The 16,681-nt window shown below is 66.9% G+C and carries 17 protein-coding genes; 1 reads left to right on the top strand and 16 read right to left on the bottom strand.

From position 1 onward, the window contains the following. Positions 1-1,277 precede the first annotated feature (1,277 nt). From LJE61_RS01195 to LJE61_RS01155, 9 genes are all read right to left on the bottom strand, one after another. Positions 1,278-1,601: an EF-hand domain-containing protein gene (locus LJE61_RS01195; RefSeq protein ID WP_296915283.1), complete on the bottom strand. Its 324-nt coding sequence runs from the start codon at positions 1,599-1,601 to the stop codon at positions 1,278-1,280. 298 nt (positions 1,602-1,899) lie between these two features. Further along, positions 1,900-2,202, bottom strand: a complete 303-nt coding sequence (locus tag LJE61_RS01190; protein WP_296915280.1) for a DUF3240 family protein — start codon at positions 2,200-2,202, stop codon at positions 1,900-1,902. A 279-nt stretch (positions 2,203-2,481) separates the two neighbouring features. Beyond that, positions 2,482-2,880, bottom strand: coding sequence for a hypothetical protein (locus tag LJE61_RS01185; protein ID WP_296915277.1), 399 nt, complete (start codon positions 2,878-2,880; stop codon positions 2,482-2,484). 146 nt (positions 2,881-3,026) lie between these two features. Continuing rightward, on the bottom strand, positions 3,027-6,119 hold the full coding sequence (locus LJE61_RS01180) for an efflux RND transporter permease subunit (protein ID WP_296917152.1): 3,093 nt from the start codon (positions 6,117-6,119) through the stop codon (positions 3,027-3,029). Continuing rightward, the gene (locus tag LJE61_RS01175; RefSeq protein WP_296914402.1) at positions 6,119-7,195 is read right to left on the bottom strand and encodes an efflux RND transporter periplasmic adaptor subunit; all 1,077 of its coding nucleotides are present in this window, start codon (positions 7,193-7,195) and stop codon (positions 6,119-6,121) included. Before LJE61_RS01175 ends, LJE61_RS01180 begins: the two co-directional genes overlap by 1 nt. Positions 7,196-7,380: 185 nt before the next feature. Continuing rightward, entirely contained in the window at positions 7,381-8,607 is a 1,227-nt protein-coding gene (locus tag LJE61_RS01170) for a TolC family protein (protein ID WP_296914405.1), read from the bottom strand. 121 nt (positions 8,608-8,728) lie between these two features. Continuing rightward, complete coding sequence (locus LJE61_RS01165) at positions 8,729-10,066, bottom strand: sensor histidine kinase (RefSeq protein WP_296917150.1); 1,338 nt, start codon at positions 10,064-10,066, stop codon at positions 8,729-8,731. Further along, positions 10,063-10,725, bottom strand: a complete 663-nt coding sequence (locus LJE61_RS01160; protein WP_296912775.1) for a response regulator transcription factor — start codon at positions 10,723-10,725, stop codon at positions 10,063-10,065. The genes LJE61_RS01165 and LJE61_RS01160 overlap by 4 nt, the downstream gene beginning before the upstream one ends. Next, positions 10,726-11,034 (bottom strand): PepSY domain-containing protein, encoded by a 309-nt coding sequence (locus tag LJE61_RS01155; RefSeq protein ID WP_296912778.1) that lies wholly within the window; start codon positions 11,032-11,034, stop codon positions 10,726-10,728. Positions 11,035-11,357: 323 nt separating this feature from the next. Between LJE61_RS01155 and LJE61_RS01150 the strand changes: the two genes are divergently transcribed. Next, a complete protein-coding gene (locus LJE61_RS01150; RefSeq protein WP_296912781.1) occupies positions 11,358-11,939 on the top strand; it encodes a hypothetical protein in 582 nt (193 codons plus the stop codon). Between the two features lie 84 nt (positions 11,940-12,023). On the opposite strand, the gene LJE61_RS01145 is transcribed toward LJE61_RS01150, so the two are convergent. The 7 genes from LJE61_RS01145 to LJE61_RS01115 form a co-directional block, all read right to left on the bottom strand. Continuing rightward, positions 12,024-12,800, bottom strand: a complete 777-nt coding sequence (locus LJE61_RS01145; protein WP_296912785.1) for an energy-coupling factor ABC transporter ATP-binding protein — start codon at positions 12,798-12,800, stop codon at positions 12,024-12,026. Next, positions 12,784-13,362, bottom strand: coding sequence for a hypothetical protein (locus LJE61_RS01140; RefSeq protein WP_296912788.1), 579 nt, complete (start codon positions 13,360-13,362; stop codon positions 12,784-12,786). The genes LJE61_RS01145 and LJE61_RS01140 overlap by 17 nt, the downstream gene beginning before the upstream one ends. 10 nt (positions 13,363-13,372) lie before the next feature. Beyond that, the gene (locus tag LJE61_RS01135; protein ID WP_296912790.1) at positions 13,373-14,002 is read right to left on the bottom strand and encodes an energy-coupling factor ABC transporter permease; all 630 of its coding nucleotides are present in this window, start codon (positions 14,000-14,002) and stop codon (positions 13,373-13,375) included. A gap of 3 nt (positions 14,003-14,005) precedes the next feature. Then, a complete protein-coding gene (locus LJE61_RS01130; protein WP_296912794.1) occupies positions 14,006-15,013 on the bottom strand; it encodes a transporter in 1,008 nt (335 codons plus the stop codon). After that, on the bottom strand, positions 15,010-15,429 hold the full coding sequence (locus LJE61_RS01125) for a hypothetical protein (protein ID WP_296912798.1): 420 nt from the start codon (positions 15,427-15,429) through the stop codon (positions 15,010-15,012). Before LJE61_RS01125 ends, LJE61_RS01130 begins: the two co-directional genes overlap by 4 nt. Beyond that, positions 15,426-16,142 (bottom strand): DUF4198 domain-containing protein, encoded by a 717-nt coding sequence (locus LJE61_RS01120; protein ID WP_296912802.1) that lies wholly within the window; start codon positions 16,140-16,142, stop codon positions 15,426-15,428. Before LJE61_RS01120 ends, LJE61_RS01125 begins: the two co-directional genes overlap by 4 nt. Positions 16,143-16,388: 246 nt before the next feature. After that, the coding region (locus tag LJE61_RS01115; RefSeq protein ID WP_296917147.1) for a cation transporter dimerization domain-containing protein at positions 16,389-16,681 on the bottom strand (293 nt) is incomplete at its 5' end.

Here is a 16,681-nt window from a genome sequence, read left to right as displayed (position 1 = left end):
CCTCAGCACGGTCTCGAGCAGTGACTGCTGTCAGCTAAGCACGCCGGGACGGAGACGAAGGCTTTCGCCTTCTGACCGAGCGGGGGGCAGCGGCCTGACGCCGCAAACGGAACACGCTGTATGCCGCAACCAGCAGCAATGCGCCGCTGACCTGGCCTAGTGTCGGCAAGTGGATCAGGGCGAAAATCCCTGCAGCGGCGACTGCGTAGGGCGCAGCAGCGTAGATTGGTTTGGGCAGCCACATCCCGGTTCCCTCCCGTGCGTTCGTCCAAAGACCCCGGCGCCGTGCCGCGAGGATAGCATGGGTGGGCGACGGTTCGACACGGCGCCGGTGCGCAGAAAGCGATTAGATCTCATTTGGCGTCGCGACCGAAGGAACACCGGACAGGAAGGCGGCTCTGAGGGACGAACGAGGCTGCAGACCCGCGCATGTTCGACCGTACCGAGAATGCTCGCAACCGGGGCGCCGGATTTAGAGGCTGCGAAAGGTCGTCAACATGGACTGCGTGACGGTCGCGCTTGCCCGAGATCAAGGCGCGACGACGCGGAATTGCGCGTCCTCATGCGAGGAGTCGCAACGCCGCTATCGGGTGCGAGAGGCAAACGTCGCGGCGAAAGATCCATTGGTGAGAGGGATGGATCCCGCCGCTTGCCGCTAGCTAGGCCAATGCGGTGTCGGGAACACGACCAGGTCTGCTGGATGCCGATCTTCCACGTCGACCCCTCGAAGATGCGGGGCGCTTGGTCGCGGGACACGCGTTCACACCTGGGTGGTCAGGCGGGTCGACGTGACCCCCTGACCCGGGTACGGTCACAGGCGTGAATGACGCGTCCTGCCGCATCGCGTACTGAAGTCGCTGCTCGCATGCCTCCCACTGCCCTTGCGAGCATGACGGTTTCCTGCACACAAACTCACATAGAGCAAGCTCGGAGGGCACCTCGGCAATTAGCGAGCTGAGCAACCTCTTCCAAATACTTTGGATGGGATTCGGCATTGTTGGCACAGCGACTGATACAGACATCCTTGATCTCCAGGTAGTCCATTTTGTAGACGGAACAATGTCGCTCGACACACAACGGTCGACCCAGTCTGATTCTCCCGACCGACTCGCCGCGTGAGCTCAAACGACGGGCTCTGGTGCATCGTAGCCCGTATCTGTGGAATGAAAGCGTGCAGTGCATCACATTTCTTCCCCTGGGGAGCAGGGCGCCGCAGGATGCCGTCGAGATGCACACGCGGGCGACGTCGCTCGAACCAAGTGCAGCAGCAAGCCTTTTCATCGCGTTTGCATGCGCTGCTGGCGATGTTGGGCCTGACCGGCGGCGAATTCCTCGGGCGTGACCCCTCCGTCGCTGTTCAGATCGAACGCGGTGAAGGGCGGTGCGGTCGCCAGATTCCGCATCGGATAACCTTGTTGAGAACGCTCTTTGATCCGGTTGGCCCGTGCCTCGCCAAACTCCTGTTCGGTCAGGATCCCGTCGCCGTTGAGGTCGAACGTCGAGAACCCCGGGGGCCCCACGGGCTGGGCGAGCGCCGGTGAAACGGCACAGACCATGGTCAGGGTCAGGCCAATCGCAGATCGCTGAATCTTCGTCTTCATGGGTCGTCTCCATCGGTTCATCGGTTGCCGGTGCACGCCGCGGGCGGCAGCACCGCACTTTCATCGACATGCGACCAGACGCAGTCGAGCCTCGTCGAGACGGTCTTCAGTGGCTTCTCCTTCACCTCCCGCCCCTGAAGTTGCAAAGCGTGCGAAAGCGCGCAGGCATCCGCGGACCACCTCGCGGACGGGCAGGAGGCGGTCAGAGGCTGCGCTGGGGATCGCGGCTTGGTGGGAGGCCATTGGGCAGGCTCCTTCGATGACCGGGAACGCTCAAACCTGGTGCCGGAAGATCAGGCTAAACCAGGCGGCCATGATCGATGACTGGAACCAGCCAGTAGTGGATTCCGCTGCCCTTGAAGTCGATGTCAAGGGAGGCGAGCACCGCCTCTGCCGTGTCCTGCGGCAGAAGCAGCATGAACATCACCCGTCGGCTGCGTCCGGCCACCTGCTCAGCGATCGTCATTGACCGCTCGGAGGAGCCATGACCAGCCGCTGCGCTGGTGGTGAAACCGGGAACGTCCTGGCGCTCCAGGAGCCACTCCACGAGCGCGTCTTCGGCCTGCGGGGGGACGATCAGGTTCAGAAGATGGTGCTGCATGCTCGGGCCTTTCGATCGCCGCTCCGGAAACACCCCGTTGACGCACAACGAGCGAACCGCCAAGAGAGACGGAGGCTCGTGCTGTTCCCCGGGCTCAGCCGCCGGAGGTTAAACAGGATCCGGCCCCGCCCGGGACCGGCGACACGGCGGCCTCAGGGAGTCGCCAGGCGAAAGCCGTCCGCGTGGGGCTGAGCCACTCGAGAACTTTGAGTCCGTCCCGCCTTTGCGGTTCGCATCCCGCATGCTGGTTCTGCCTCGGCTTGCACCCGAATCTCAAAATCAGCGGCCAACCGCCCGCTTGCCAACCCGGTGGGCCACCTCGATGGCCACGGTTCCGGACGGAACGAAGTGGACGACGGTGCGGAAGCCGGCCTTTTCCGGATCACGGCGCGTCGGCGAGTAATTGAGAAGATACGCCTCCCTTTCGACGAGCACGGCGCCTTGGTCATCGAGCAGCCGGATCTCGACGTGGCCCAGAATGCGGCCTCGGTGCGGCTCGCGCTTCTTGACCCAGCCCTTCACCTCAAGCCCGTCCGCGGAGCGCTGGTATGTCACGTCGGTCGGGATCACCGGCGTCGTTTCGTCGATTGACACCCGGAGGTCGCCGGCGTGGCTCGACATCGTCATGGCGGCGATCAGTGACAGCGCTGCCAATGCATTCGGGATGAACGTCGGCATGGTGGTGTGGCTCCGCGACAGGTTTGAATTATTGGGCCCGGCGGATCCGCGAGGCCCGCGTTCGGTCTCGGGCATCGATTCGGCCGGGGGACCCGCAGAAGGCACGAGATGACCGCCATCAGCGCCGTCGCATCGATCGTGCTTCATCACATCTGCTCGGCACCGAAACGCCGATAGAGGATCGGCAGCAGGATCAGTGTCAACAGGGTGGCGGACACCAATCCGCCGATCACCACGATGGCGAGCGGGCGTTGGATCTCCGACCCGGGTCCCGTCGCAAAAAGCAACGGGATCAGCCCGAAGGCGGCGATGCTCGCGGTCATCAGCACCGGGCGCAGGCGTCGACGGGCGCCCTCGACGACCACCTCATGCATCGGCCGACCCAGCGCCTGCAGTTGATTGAAGTAGGTGACCATCACCACGCCGTTGAGCACCGCGATGCCGAGCAGGGCGATGAAGCCGACCGACGCGGGCACCGAGAGATACTCCCCCGTGATCGCGAGGGCGACGACGCCGCCCACGAGGGCGAAGGGCACGTTGGAAAGGACCAGGACGGCCTGCTTGACCGACCGGAAGGTCGAGAAGAGCACCAGGAAGATCAGCACGATGGCGACCGGCACCACCAAGGCCAGGCGCGCCGCCGCGCGCTGCTGGTTCTCGAACTCACCGCCCCACTCGAGCCAGTAGCCCGTCGGCAGCTCCACCTGGTCGAGCACCGCTTGCTTCGCCTCCGCGACAAATCCCACCAGGTCACGACCCGCGACATTGGCGATGGCGACCGCCATGCGGTTACCGCGCTCGCGTGTGAGGGCCACCGGGCCCTCACTGCGTTCGATGCGCACCAGATTGGTCAGCGGCACGGCGCGCCCGTCTGGGGGCAACACCTGGAGGCCGGCGAACCGCGCCGGAGAGTCGTGCAGATCCTCGGGCCCACGAACCACCAGCGGGCGGCGCTTGCCTTCCAGATAAACGGTCCCGACCGACAAACCCTCGATTTGGGCGCGCAGGAGCGCCGCCAAGGCGTCGGCATCCACGCCCAGTCGTCCCAGCGCCAGACGGTCCACCTCGAGGCTCAGGTACTGGGCGCCCTGGTTGCGCGACGTGTAGACGTCCTGCGCACCCTCGATGCCTTCCAGGACCGCAACGACCTGCTCTGAAATCCGGTTGAGCTGATCCTGATCCAGGCCGAAGATCTTGACGGCGAGATCGCCGCGGACCCCCGTCATCATCTCGGAGACGCGCATCTCGATCGGCTGGGTGAATGCATAGTCGAGTCCGGGGAAGCGCTCCAATACCCCGCGAATGGCGTCGATCAGGCCTTCTTTGGTGGCGAAGCGCCAGGTCTCACGGGGTTCCAGCACCAGGAAGCTATCGGTCTGGTTCAGACCCATGGGGTCGAGCCCGAGCTCGTCGGAGCCGGTGCGCGCGATGATTGACGCCACCTCTGGCACCTCGGCGAGGATCGCCGATTGAACACGTTGATCAATCGCGGTGGACTCGGCGAGGTTGATCGACGGCAGCTTCTCCAGCTGGACGATCAGGTCGCCCTCGTCCATGCTCGGCATGAAGGATTTGCCGACGCCGGTGTAGATGACTCCGGCGCCGATCAGGAGGGCCAGCGCCGCTGCGATGACAAGCCTCTGGTGGCGCAGGCTCCAGTCGAGCACCGGCAGGTAGATCCGCGTGAGCGCGCGCACCAGCCACGGCTCGGCGTGCCCCTCTTCTCCGTGCGCCTCGCCGGCAGCCTTCCCAAGCAGGTAGGAGGCCAACACCGGGATCACCGTGAGGGAGAGGAGCAAAGAGCTGGCCAGCGCGAACACGATGGTCAGCGCCACGGGCGCGAACAGCTTGCCCTCGAGTCCCTGAAGCGTGAGCAACGGCAGGAAGACGATAATGATGATGATGATGCCAGAGGAGACCGGCAGCGCCACCTCGCGGGTCGCCCGATAGATGATGTGCAGGCGCGGCAGCCGTCCCCCGGCCCCGCCGCGACCGAGCTGGGTCACCAGGTTTTCCACCACCACCACTGCCGCATCCACGAGCATGCCGATCGCGATGGCCAGCCCACCCAGGGACATCAGGTTGGCCGACAGCCCGAACTGACGCATCAGGATGAAGGTCGCCAGGGCCGCGAGCGGCAAGATCAAGGCGACGGTCAAGGCCGCGCGCAGATCGCCCAGGAAGAGCACCAAGAGGACCAAGACCAGCAGGGTGGCCTCGATCAGCGCCTTGGTGACCGTGTGCACCGCCTTGTCGACCAGCACGCCGCGATTGTAGAAGACCTTGACGCTCACGCCCTCCGGGAGCGCCGGCGCGAGCTCGGCAAGCTTGGCCTCGACGCCCCTGACGACCTCACGGGCATTCGCCCCGCGCAGCCCTAACACCAGTCCCTCGACGGCCTCGCCGACGCCGTCGTGGGTGACGGCTCCGTAGCGGGTCAGTGCCGAGAGGCGCACCTCGGCGATGTCGGCGACCCGCACCGGCTGACGGGCGTCGCCCCCCACGACGACAGCCCCGAGGTCCTCCAGGGTCCGGATCGCACCCTCGCTGCGGACCAGCCAGGCCTCCTCCCCCGTGCTGAGACGTCCGGCGCCGCCATTGCGGTTGTTGTTCGAGATCGCAGCCGTCAGATCCGCGAGCGGGACGCCGCGAGAGGCCATGCGGGCATTGTCGGGCACCACCTCGAAGCTGGTCACCAGACCTCCGAGGGCGTTGACGTCGGCCACCCCGGGGACCGAGCGCAGCGCCGGGCGGATCGTCCAGTCCAGCAGGTCCCGCCGCTCGGCGAGGGTCAAGCTCCCGCCTTCGATGGTGAACATGAACATCTCGCCCAAGGGTGTGGTCATGGGCGCGAGCCCGCCTTCGATGCCCTCGGGAAGATCCCCCCAGATCGCGGCGAGACGCTCGGCGACCTGCTGACGCGCCCAATAGATGTCCGTTCCGTCGGCGAAATCCACGGTGATGTCGGTCAGGGCATACTTGGCAATGGCGCGCAGCATGCTCTGGCGCGGAATCCCGAGCATCTCCACCTCGATCCGACCGGTGATGCGCGACTCGACCTCCTCGGGCGTCATCCCCGGAGCCTTCACGATGATCTTGACCTGCGTGGTCGAGACATCCGGGAAGGCGTCGATGGGTGTCGCCTGGAAGGCCTTCCATCCGCCGCCGACAAGCGCCAGCATGGCCAACAGCATCAGGAGCCGCTGGGTCAGGGCGAACTGGATGAGGCGGGCGAGCATCACTCGGCCTGACCCAGCCAGGCCGCCTTGAGGGCGACGACTCCGCTGACCGCGAGCCGGTCGGCCGCCGTCAAGCCGCCTCCGACGACAACACTGCTCTCCTCGTCCGCGAGCACCCGCACCGGCAGCGCTGCGAAGCCCCCTTCCCGAGCCACGAAGAGGTAGGCGTCACCGCCGTGGCGCACCAGCGCCTCCAGCGGAACCCGCCAGCTCTCGCCATCCGCCGCAACACTCAACTGCACCTCCACGAACTGACCCGGACGCAGGCGCTCCGTCCCCTCCCTCACCTCGGCGCGAACGAGCACGCCCTGGTCCTGAGCGTGGATCATCCGCCCGATGGTCACGATGGTCCCCGCGATCCCTTCGCCGGGCAGCAAGACGCGACCACCCTCGCGGAGTCCGGCGAGTCGGTCGACGGGGACATGGATCTCCAGCCACAAGGGCTTGAGCTCGGCAACGCGGTAGAGCGGCGCGGCGGCGGGGACCGACTGTCCGGTGCTGACCATCTGCTCCAGCACCACCCCAGCGATCGGCGCACGCACCGGGAGCCGACTGGTGAGGCGGCGGGTACGCGCAAGGGTCATGATGTCCTCGTCGCTGAAACCCGCCAATTCGAGCAGCTGCAGCCGCTGCTCGACCAGAGTGGTCAGCTCGCGCTGCTTGGACTGACTCTCCAGCAGCCGCCGCTCCGCGATCACCCCTTCTCGAAACAGCATGCGGTCGCGGGCCAGCTCACTCTCGACGAGTTCGAGGCGGGTCAGGGATTCCAGATACTGACTCTGGGCGTCCACCAGCTCGGGACTGCGGAGCTCGGCCAGGGCCTGCCCGGCAGAGACGTGCTCGCCTTCGGCCACCAGGAGACTCTCCAGCACACCGCTCTGAGGAGCCGCAACCACCCGCATCTGGCGATTCGGGACCGCCACTTCCGCCGGGTACCGTCGGGTGTGGGTCTCGGCGGCCGGGCTCGGGGAGGTCAGCGTGATACCGAAAGCGGCCTGCTGGTCCGCATCGACCGCGATCAGGTCCGCTGCGGAGACGACCGCGGCCTGTAGCACGAGAGCTGCGACGAACGCCATTACCGTGCGCCGCCGCCCGCGGCGCCTCGCGCCCCGCGCATCGGGTGCGCTCCGCATCCCTGCGACGTCGAGATGCACGGTGCGTGACTCCCGGGCCTTTCGGTGCGGGCGATCGGCAACAACCGCCCGGCTGTCTGTCTGCTGTGCCATGGCGGCCCCGGCTTTCGGAGCATAAGGGGTGAGCGTCATTCGGGGATCACTCCCAAGGCTTGATTGAGCCGGGCCAACGCGCTTCCCTGCTCCAGGCGACGCAGCTCGAGGTCCACGTTCGCCTCGCGTGCACGCTCCTCGGCGCGCAGCAGGTCGACCAGATCGCTCTCGCCGAGATCGAAGGCGCGGCGCATCAGACGCAGTGCGTCGCGCGCCAGACCGTGTCGGCGCTCGGCGACCGTCAGGGCTTCGGCCGCAGCGAGACGCTCGAGATCTGCCGTCGCCAGTGCCTGCTCCGCTTCGCGCCGAGTCCGATGAAGCTCCGCGAGGCGGTCGGTATAGCTCCGCTCGGCTGCCGCCAGCGCAGGCGCCGTTTGGCTGGAAAGACCGAAGGGGACACTGACTTCGAGCTGAAGCGAGTCGAGGGTATCCTCGCCCCGCAGGTCACGGGCGCGCTTGCCGCCCAGACTCAGGATCGGGTGGCCGCGGCGCTCCTGAACGACGCGTGAGCGTTCGGCGCGCGCGAGCTCGAGTGCACCGTCGCCATCGATCAGCAGCGGATGGTCAGGCGGCAGCGCGCGGGGAGTCTCCGCCGGATCCGGGGCGGGCTCGGTCAAGGGCTCGGGCAGGTCGCCTTGCCCCGTCAGGCGCTGATAGGCGTCACGCGCACGTTGCGCGTCGAGTTGTGCGGCCTGCAGCTCCACCTCACGACCCAGGGTCTCCTGACTGGCCGTGACCAGGTCGACCTGCGCCAGCTCCCCACCCTTCGTCCGTTTGGCCACCGTCGCCTCCAGTGCGCGCGATGCCTCCAGGGCCAGCTCGGCCTGGCGCAGGCGTCCCTCGGCCATGGCCGCCTGCCAGGCCGCCTGGCGAACGCGCCCCGCCATCTCCCAGCGCATCAGACGCTCGAGCGCCCCTGCCTGGGTGTCGAGCGCCCCCGCGACATCTTGCCGGGCACCGCGCTGACCCGGCAGCCAGAGCGGCAGATCGATCATCGCCTCCCACTCGGTGGCCCCGCGATCCTCGGTCAGGCGATCGGAGAGGTACTTGACCCGAAGTGCGGGATCTTCAGCGACCAAGCTGCCGGCCTGCGCGCGCGTCGCATCCGCCTCCCGGCGCGCGGCGGTGACCCGCGATGCCTGCTCGGCGATCTCCAGCGCCGCGTGCACGGCCTCGCCGAGTGTCGCCGCAGCAGCGTTGTCGCAATGGGCGCCGCCCGACGTCAGGCTGGTCAGCAGCAGGATGAGCAGAGAACGGGGCATGGGTCCGATCGAGGCCTGTTTGAGATGGGGACGAGGGAAAGCCTAAGGGGTCAAGCTGAATCGATGCTGAATCCGTGCCCATCTCATCTCGGGTCGGCCGCGCGTGTCCTCGAGCCGGCTGTCAGCCGCCGCTCACGCGCAGCCTGACCTCAGCGCACAGGCCGCCGAGCTCGGGCGAAGGGCAAAAGGCGATCCGACCCTGATAGCTTTCGATGATCTCCTTGGCGATCGCCAGGCCGAGCCCATGGCCGCTGACGTCCTCGTCGAGTCTCACCCCGCGCCCTGTGATGGCGGCAATCTCGGTCTCGGCGCAACCCGGTCCGTCGTCCTCGACGCAAAAGACCAGCTCGTCGCCATTGGAAGTCACGCTGCACCGGACCTCCGCACGGGCCCATTTGCAGGCGTTGTCGAGCAGATTGCCGAGCAGCTCCAGCATGTCCTCGCGGTCGGCATCCAGTGGACCGGTGGTACCGATGTCGAGATGGATGTCGAGGTCCTTCGGGGCATGGATGCGCGCGAGGAGCCTGGCGAGGGTCGGCAGCTCTTCAGCCGGGTCGAAGCGCAGGCCCGCCCCGCCGGCGCCCGCCAAACGCGCGCGCTTGAGCTGGCGTTCGGCGAGGCGGCGCAGGCGCTCGACCTGCTCGATCAGGGCTTGGCGCGACGCCGAATCGATCGGCAGGGCGGGATCTTGCAGTTGCTGATTGAGGAGGCTCAGCGGACCCTTGATCGCATGGGCCAGATTTCCGGCGGCGGTGCGCGAGCGCTCCAGGCGCCGGGTGAACAGCATCAGCAGCCGGTTGAGCTTGCGCACCAGCGGCAGGATCTCGCTGGGGACACGCTCGGTGAGCGCGACCGTCTGGCCGGATTCCAAACGGCTGATGTCATGATAGACCGGGACCAACGCCGCAAACGCCCGTCGCACGACGAAGCGCTGTACCAGCAGCATCAGGAGAAAGCCGCCGACCGCCATCAGGGCAAACAGCCGCTCGAAGAACACCAGTGCCCGGTCAAGCGGTGAGACGTCTTCCGCGACGGCGAGCGAAAAGTGGCTGCCATCCCACTGATAACCGCCGCCCCAGACCAGCAGTCGCTGCTGGTTCGGACCGACGGCGCGCCAGTGCTCGGATGCGCCCGGGGGCAGAGGACGGCCGGCCAGATCCTGATCCCAGAGTGAACGCGAGCGGATGCGTTGTCGGTCGCGCGTCTCGATGACGAAATAGTGTCCCGAATAGGGCTGGTGATAGACCGGCGTCAGCCGCTGCTCCCCGACCTCCAGACGCCCGTCGGGATGCTTGACCAGGGCCCCGACCAGCCCTTCCGCGTCGTGCTCCAGGCGCGACAGCACGAAGGCATCCGCGGTGCGGTGCAGGGCGGCGTGGCCGATCCACCAGACCGCTCCGATCAGAAGCACCAGGCTGCCCGCCAAACCGACCTGTAACCGCGCCTCCAGGGATCTCATCGGCGCGGGAAGAGATAGCCTCGACCGCGCAGCGTTTGGATCCGATCCTTGCCGATCTTCTCGCGCAGGCGCCGCACATAGACCTCGATCAGGTTGCTGCCGCGATCGGCCTCCAGCTCGTACACATGATCCATGATTTGGCCCTTGGAGAGGATCCGGTCGGGATTGAGCATCAGGTAACGGAGCAGGCGAAACTCGGTACCGGTCAGCTCGTGGGCCGTGCCGTCGTCCCGGATGGCCCGCTGCAGATCCTCATCGAGACAGAGTCCGCCAACCTCCAGTCCGCGGCGCAGATTGCCGGCCGCTCGCCGCGTCAAGGCATTGACGCGAGCAACGAGCTCCTCGATGTGGAATGGCTTGCCGAGATAGTCGTCCGCCCCGGCCTTGAGTCCATCGACACGCTCATGCCAGGCATCACGCGCGGTCAGCACGAGGACAGGCGTGGTCAGCCCGCGGGCGCGCCAATTCCGCAGCACCGTCAGGCCGGGTCGCCCGGGCAACCCGAGGTCGAGCAGGATGACGTCATATGATTCGCCGGCCCCGAGTGCCTCCCCCGTGATTCCATCACCGGCGCGGTCGAGGACAAAACCAGCGGACTTGAGCGCCTTTTGCAGCTCGGCCGCCAGCCCCGCATCGTCTTCGACCAACAGCAGTCTCACCTACCTGTCCTTGCGCTCGATCACCTCAGCGGTTGAGGCGTCCAGATAGAGCTCGTGGACACTCCCGTCGGCGGCCAGGATCTTGATCTCGTAGAGATAGATCCCGTCTTCGCGCTCCAGCTCGGCCTCCACGAGCTGCCCCGGCTGCACGGATTGGGCGCCGGCCATGACCGCGCCCATCGGGAGGATCTGCCCGGCCTCGCGCAGCTGCTTGACCTCGTCGTGGTCGAGCCGGTCACCGGCCCAGGCGCCGCATGTGACCAGCAGCCATCCAAGGCTCGCGATTGCAATCAGGTTCAGTGTCTTCATACCCTCGATCCGCTTGAGAAGGGCGGCTGCTGGTCGGTGCGAGGCCAGCCGACTGAACGGCGGCGCGCGCTCCGACCGAGGCAATGGCGGGAGCGCTCGACCTCGATTGACATCGGATCGGTCCCCTCCGTTGCTCGAGCCTCGCCAGGAGTATGACCGCGCAAGCTGAACTGTCGCTGAAAACATCTCGGGGTGAGCTGGTCCTGGCGCGTTCCCGGACCTTAGCCCGCCCTTTCCGCTGCGTGCGAGGAGGGTTGCGTCGCCCCGGATGCCTCGGCAAAGTAGGACGAACGTTTCGTTGATCATGCAAGGCAGTGGCCGTCATGCTTCGAACCGCGCTCGCCCTGAATGCGGCGGTAGGACTCCGCTTCACGGCTTGCGTCGACGCGCACGACTACTGGTTCGAGGCTGACGGGGACGACTATCTCCTCGATCGCGGCCAGCGCTATTCCGAGCATCAGGGAGAGGCCGGCGTCCCCTATGACCCCGCCATCGTGGAGCGCGCGGGTTGCCTGACCGGCAACGGCCACGCAGCGGCGGTGACACCAAGCCAGTCGTACCCGGTTCGGATACCCGGTCCCTGCACAGCCGTGTTCGTGGAAGCCGATTCAGGGCATTGGATGCAGGCCCTGCCGGGTGCCCGCAACCAGCCGCGCGACCAGGTCGTCGGGGCGCTTCGCAGCTGGCAGTCGCTCGAAGGCGTCAAACGCATGGAACCATGGTCGGCGGCCCTCTCCGGTCTGATCTCGGATGGCCTGGAGCTGGTCACTGCGGTCGATCCCTTCCAACTCAAGCGGAACGACAAGCTGCGGCTGCTCGTGACCTGGAAAGGACAGCCCCGCAGCGGTGTGGCCGTGGCCCATGACGGCGCAGCGGGCGGTGTCAGCGGCAAGGATGAAGGGTGAACGTCCGCGACCGCCATGGTGGCACAGAGTTCATCACCGGCAGAGAGTCGGCGAAGCGGATGGTGTCGGCTGTCTCTGTCCTGCTTAGTCCCAATCATGGGTGTGGAAACGGCCGCGCTCGGCGTCCCCATGGCGGTGCCGGTGCCGGTGCACCAGGTTGGCCGCGGCGAGCCGGTCGTGGTCGCTGAGAAAATCCTGGACCGGTCCATCGTAGACGAGCCGATGGTCCTCGCCGAGCACCAGGCAACGGTCGCCGAGCTCGGCGGCGAGGCTGAGATTGTGCGTCGTCACCAGCGTCGTCTGGTTGAGGTCGGCGAGGAAGTCCACGAGCCACCCGGTGCTGCGCGGGTCCATGTTCGCGGTCGGTTCATCCAATAGCAGGAACTTCGGCTCGAGGACGAGCAGTGCAGCCAGGCAGACGCGCTGCTTCTCGCCGCCGGACAGCCCGAAAGGCGTGCGGTCGAGCAGCGGTGCCACCCCGAGCTCGCCTGCCCAATGGTGCACCCGCCCATCCACGCCATCGAGACGGAGCTGGCGCGGCCCGAAGGCGATTTCGTCGAACACGGTCGGGTTGAACAGCATGGTATCCGGATTCTGGAACAGCAGCACCACCTCGCGGCGAAACCGCTGGTGGAATGCAGCCTCGCGCAATGCCGCGCGGTCGACCACCCGGCCGTCGTAGGAGACTGTCCCGGTCGTCGGGGGCAGCAGGCCGTTGAGGACCTTGAGCAGCGTGCTCTTTCCGGTGCCGTTGGCGCCGAGCAGGACGACCTTCTCTCCGCGCCCGAGCCGGAAGTCAACCGCGCAGAGGATTTCCTGGCCGTCCGGATGGCGACAACTCACCTCAATCGCGTTGAGCATGGTCTGCCGCGTCCCGCTGGAAGAACCCGCGCGAGCTCATGGCGAGCGCGATCTCGCGCGCGTCGTGCTCTGCGCGGTCGAAGAGGTGGGCCGCCGCAGCGGCGCTCTGCAGATAGCGCTCGCGCAGTTGCAGCCGGCGGAGCCGGCGGCTCTCGGCCGCGAGCCGCAGGTCCCCGAACAAGCGGCGGAAGGAGATGATCTGGCTCAACACGAGCGTCACGAGGTAGGTCAGACCCCGAGAGAAGCTGAGTGCGCGTAAGATGTCGATCCTGGACGCCAGGGTGAAGGTGAGAAAGATCAGGAGATAGACCCTGATGTTGACGAGTATCAGGTAGTCGACGCTGACCGCCTGACCGAACAGGGCGCTCGCCGAGTAACCGACGCTGATCACGAGGTTGAAGAACAGTACCGCCCGCAAGGCTCGCCAGCCAATCGTCGGCGCCTGGCGACCCGCCAACGCAGCAACCACGAGCAGGCCGGCCGCGAGCCAAGACGGATGGTGTACAGAGGTTGCCGCGAGCACGGCGATGGCGTAGCCGAGCAGCAGCAGCCGATCCTTCATCGCTTCGCTCCTAGCGACGGCGAAGGAAGCTGACGACCAGCACAGTCAGCAATCCCTCACCGAGCCCGAGCACGGCGTGCGGAACGAGGATGGCGGGCAGCGTCACCGACAGGCCGAACGGGAAGAACAGAGGCTGGCCGTCGGTCGTGTGCGCGAGCGCCGGCTGCAGGCCGAGCACCACCGCGATCAGGGCGGCCGGAACGACGCTGGCCAGCCATCCTGCAGCGAAAAGGCCTGCCCGCTCCCAGCGCGGCGCCAACAGCCGGTACCCCAGGCAGGCCGCGACCGAGCCGCCGAGCCCCATCGCCAGCGCGTTGACGGGCAGCACGGTGATACCGCCGGCGCCGAGCACCAGCGCCTGCAGCAGCAGGACGAGCGACACGACCGCGAAGGTGAGCCAGGGACCGAACACCACGGCGAGGATGCCGATCCCGGAGACGTGCACCGACGTCCCGCCGGGCAGCGGCAACATCACCGACATGAGGACGAAGGCAAGGGCCGCGAGCACGGCGAGCCGCGGCAGCAGTGTCTCGTCGACGCGGCGGCGCAGCTCGCGAGCCGCGTAGGCCCATCCCCCGGCCGCGAGCGCATAGGCCGGCAGATAGGTCTGTGGCGAGAGAAAGCCGTCGGGGACGTGCATGGCTCAGAACAGCGCCGAGATCGACAAGATCAGCCGATAGTTCTCCTTGCCCTCCGCTCCCTGCTGCTCGTCTTCCTCGTTGAGGTCCGTGGCAATAGGCAGCTTCACGCCAAAGGCCAAGCTCATGTTCTTCCAATAGGCTCGGACGCCGGGCGTCAGGTAGAGAATGTGACCACCGGTGCCGCGCTCCGCTACCCCGTCCTCCTTGTCGCGCCCCAGGTGGAGATAGTTCAGCTCGCCAAGCAGGTCGAGGCGGAGACGTTGCTCCGGGTTCGTGTAGGCCTTGTAGATCGCGGCGGTGTTGATGCGGAGCTCGTCACCGAACTGGCCGGTGAACTCCTCGCCCCCGTGGGCCGGATCGGCGTCGTAGGTGTTCTCCCGGAACCACAGGTTGGCGATGTCGAAGTTCAGCGTCCAGCGCTCACCCAGCATCTTGCTGGCTGTCGCCCCCAGCGTAAACGTCGGCTCGCCGAAGCCGGTTGACTTGCCCTTGTCGATGTTGCCGTCGCGGTCGCGCAGGTTCGGGTTGCCGGTCGGCAGCGTCACCCCGGCATAGACCGTGAAGTGCCAGTCCTCCAAGTCGTCGAGGCTCTCTTGCTCCGGGACGAGCTTGAATCCGTCGTCGTACTTGAAGCCGAGCGTCGCGTTGAGGGCGGCGTCGGCCCAGCCGTGAGTGTTGAAGACGCCGTCCTCGTCGACCTTGTCGTGGTAGGGAAGAAAGGCATAAAGCGACAGCCAAGACGTCACGCCGTAGCCGAGCCCTGCCATCCAGAAGGTACTGTAGTCGGCCTCGTCGTCGGTCTCAGGTGTGTAGGTCTTCCAGTCTGCGTAGTCCACCTTGAAATAGGTGAACACCTTGCCCTTGGGCAGCGTGGCCGACGAGGACTGCTCGAGGGGCGCACCGGGTCCCTCGAGCGAGGCGGCGCCGAGACCGGCGACACCATGGTGGGCGGATGCTGGCAGCGCCGCCAAGGCGAACGCGATGCCGAGTGCAAGGCTGCAGTTTTTCATGCTCTTCGCCTGAAGAAAAGTGACCAGATGCCGAAGATGCCAAAGATGACCGACAGGCCGACCGCAAGGCCGCCGACGGTGCCCAGCCCGGCCGAAGGCGCCGACGACCCGCTGTCGGGGGCCGCTGCAACGGTGAAATCGCCACCGTGGCCATCCTCCGAAAAGGCGCGCACGCGCCAGTCACCCGAGCGGTCGGGCACGAACGCAAGCCGCCCGTTGGCATCGGTGCGCCCGGTGAGGAAGGGCAGGGTCTCGGCCGGCCGATAGACCTCGGCGGACTCGTAGCTGAACGGGCTGCCGTCCGCGTAGCGCAGCTCGAGGATGACGGCGCTGCCGGGCTGCGCCGAATAACTCAGGCCGTGCGCGTTCAGCGTCCCGGCGACCAGCGCCGCCGGCAGGGCGAGGAGGGCCCTCACTGCCCGGCGCCGAGGGCGAAGGTCAGGGCCGTGGTGTGGACGACCTCGTCGGCCTCGGGGCCGGCGTGCGGCATCCGCGTCGAGGCCTGAATCAGCTGCAGGCCAGCGTGCCTGACCCGGATGTTCACGGCGCCGTCGGTGCCCGTCTGGCCGCGTGGCTTGCCGTCGTAGCTCACCGTGGCGTCGGCCACCGGCTGGCCGCTGGCGAGCACGCGCAGGGTCAGCTTGTCGCCATCCTTCAGGGCGAGGGGATCTTCCGCGGGTACGATTTCCAGAGGGGGCGCCAGGGGACTGGCCGCCCCCGATCCCCACCGGGCGATGTGCTTGACGCTCTCGAAGCTCTGCCAGCTGCCCAGTGGCGCGGCGGTTTCGGTCTTCTTGAGGTTCTTGGCGCCGGCCGTGGTCTTTGTCCAGTAGCCGCTGGACGTCAGCACGTAGAGGACGGCGCAGTCGCCCTCGATCTTGACGGGTGAGGCGTCCCCGATCTTTGCGGGCAGGCGGCCGCCGGCCGCGTCCAGGCAGACGACCGACTTGACGATGTCGGGGGCGTAGGCAATCTGCCGCGTCCCCTCGTGGGACACGCGGGGGTGGTGGCCGTAGAGGAGTCGATAACCGGCCGCCTCGGGCTCGAGCCACAGGTCATGCGCGACCGCGGCACTCATCCCGGCCGCGAAACCGACGCCGAGTAGGAAGCGCGTCCTGAAGCTGGTCATCGGTGCTACCTCTCGCAGACGTTGGTGCAGATCGTACCACGCTACGGAATTTGGTAATACGAAGAAACATTGCTCCAGGGCAAGAGAATTCGGCTTAGTTCGACCGGCCTTGCACCGGACGCTCGCCTCGCCCGCGTGAATACGCCCCGACTCGCGCTGGCGGCCGGCCTCGATCCGGTCTCGCTGACTACAATCCGATCGCCAGTGCCGTCGCGCCATACGAGGCGTCGTCCGAGCCGAGGCCCTTCAGCGCGACATCGCCTCTTCACCGAGGCTGGCCGGGTCCTGGTGGATGATGATGTCCGAGTCCGGAAACTCGGCGCGGATTCGCGCGTCCACCTCCAGCCCGACCTGATGCGCGGCCAGCAGGGGCATCGCGTCATCAAGCTCGAGATGCAGCTGGATGATCACGGACTGTCCGGATAGGCGTGTCCGCAATCCGTGAACACCGAGCACCCCTGTGACCGCGCACGCCAGCTCCGCAATGCGCTGACGCCGGGCTTCGGGGAGCTCATGGTCCATCAGGAGCTGGATGGCCT

Origin of the sequence: Thiocapsa sp. (genome assembly GCF_022340925.1) — a bacterium.
Taxonomy (GTDB): Bacteria; Pseudomonadota; Gammaproteobacteria; order Chromatiales; family Chromatiaceae; genus Thiocapsa.
Note: the sequence above shows the minus strand (reverse complement) of the source record. Positions and strands in the feature narration are given on the sequence as shown.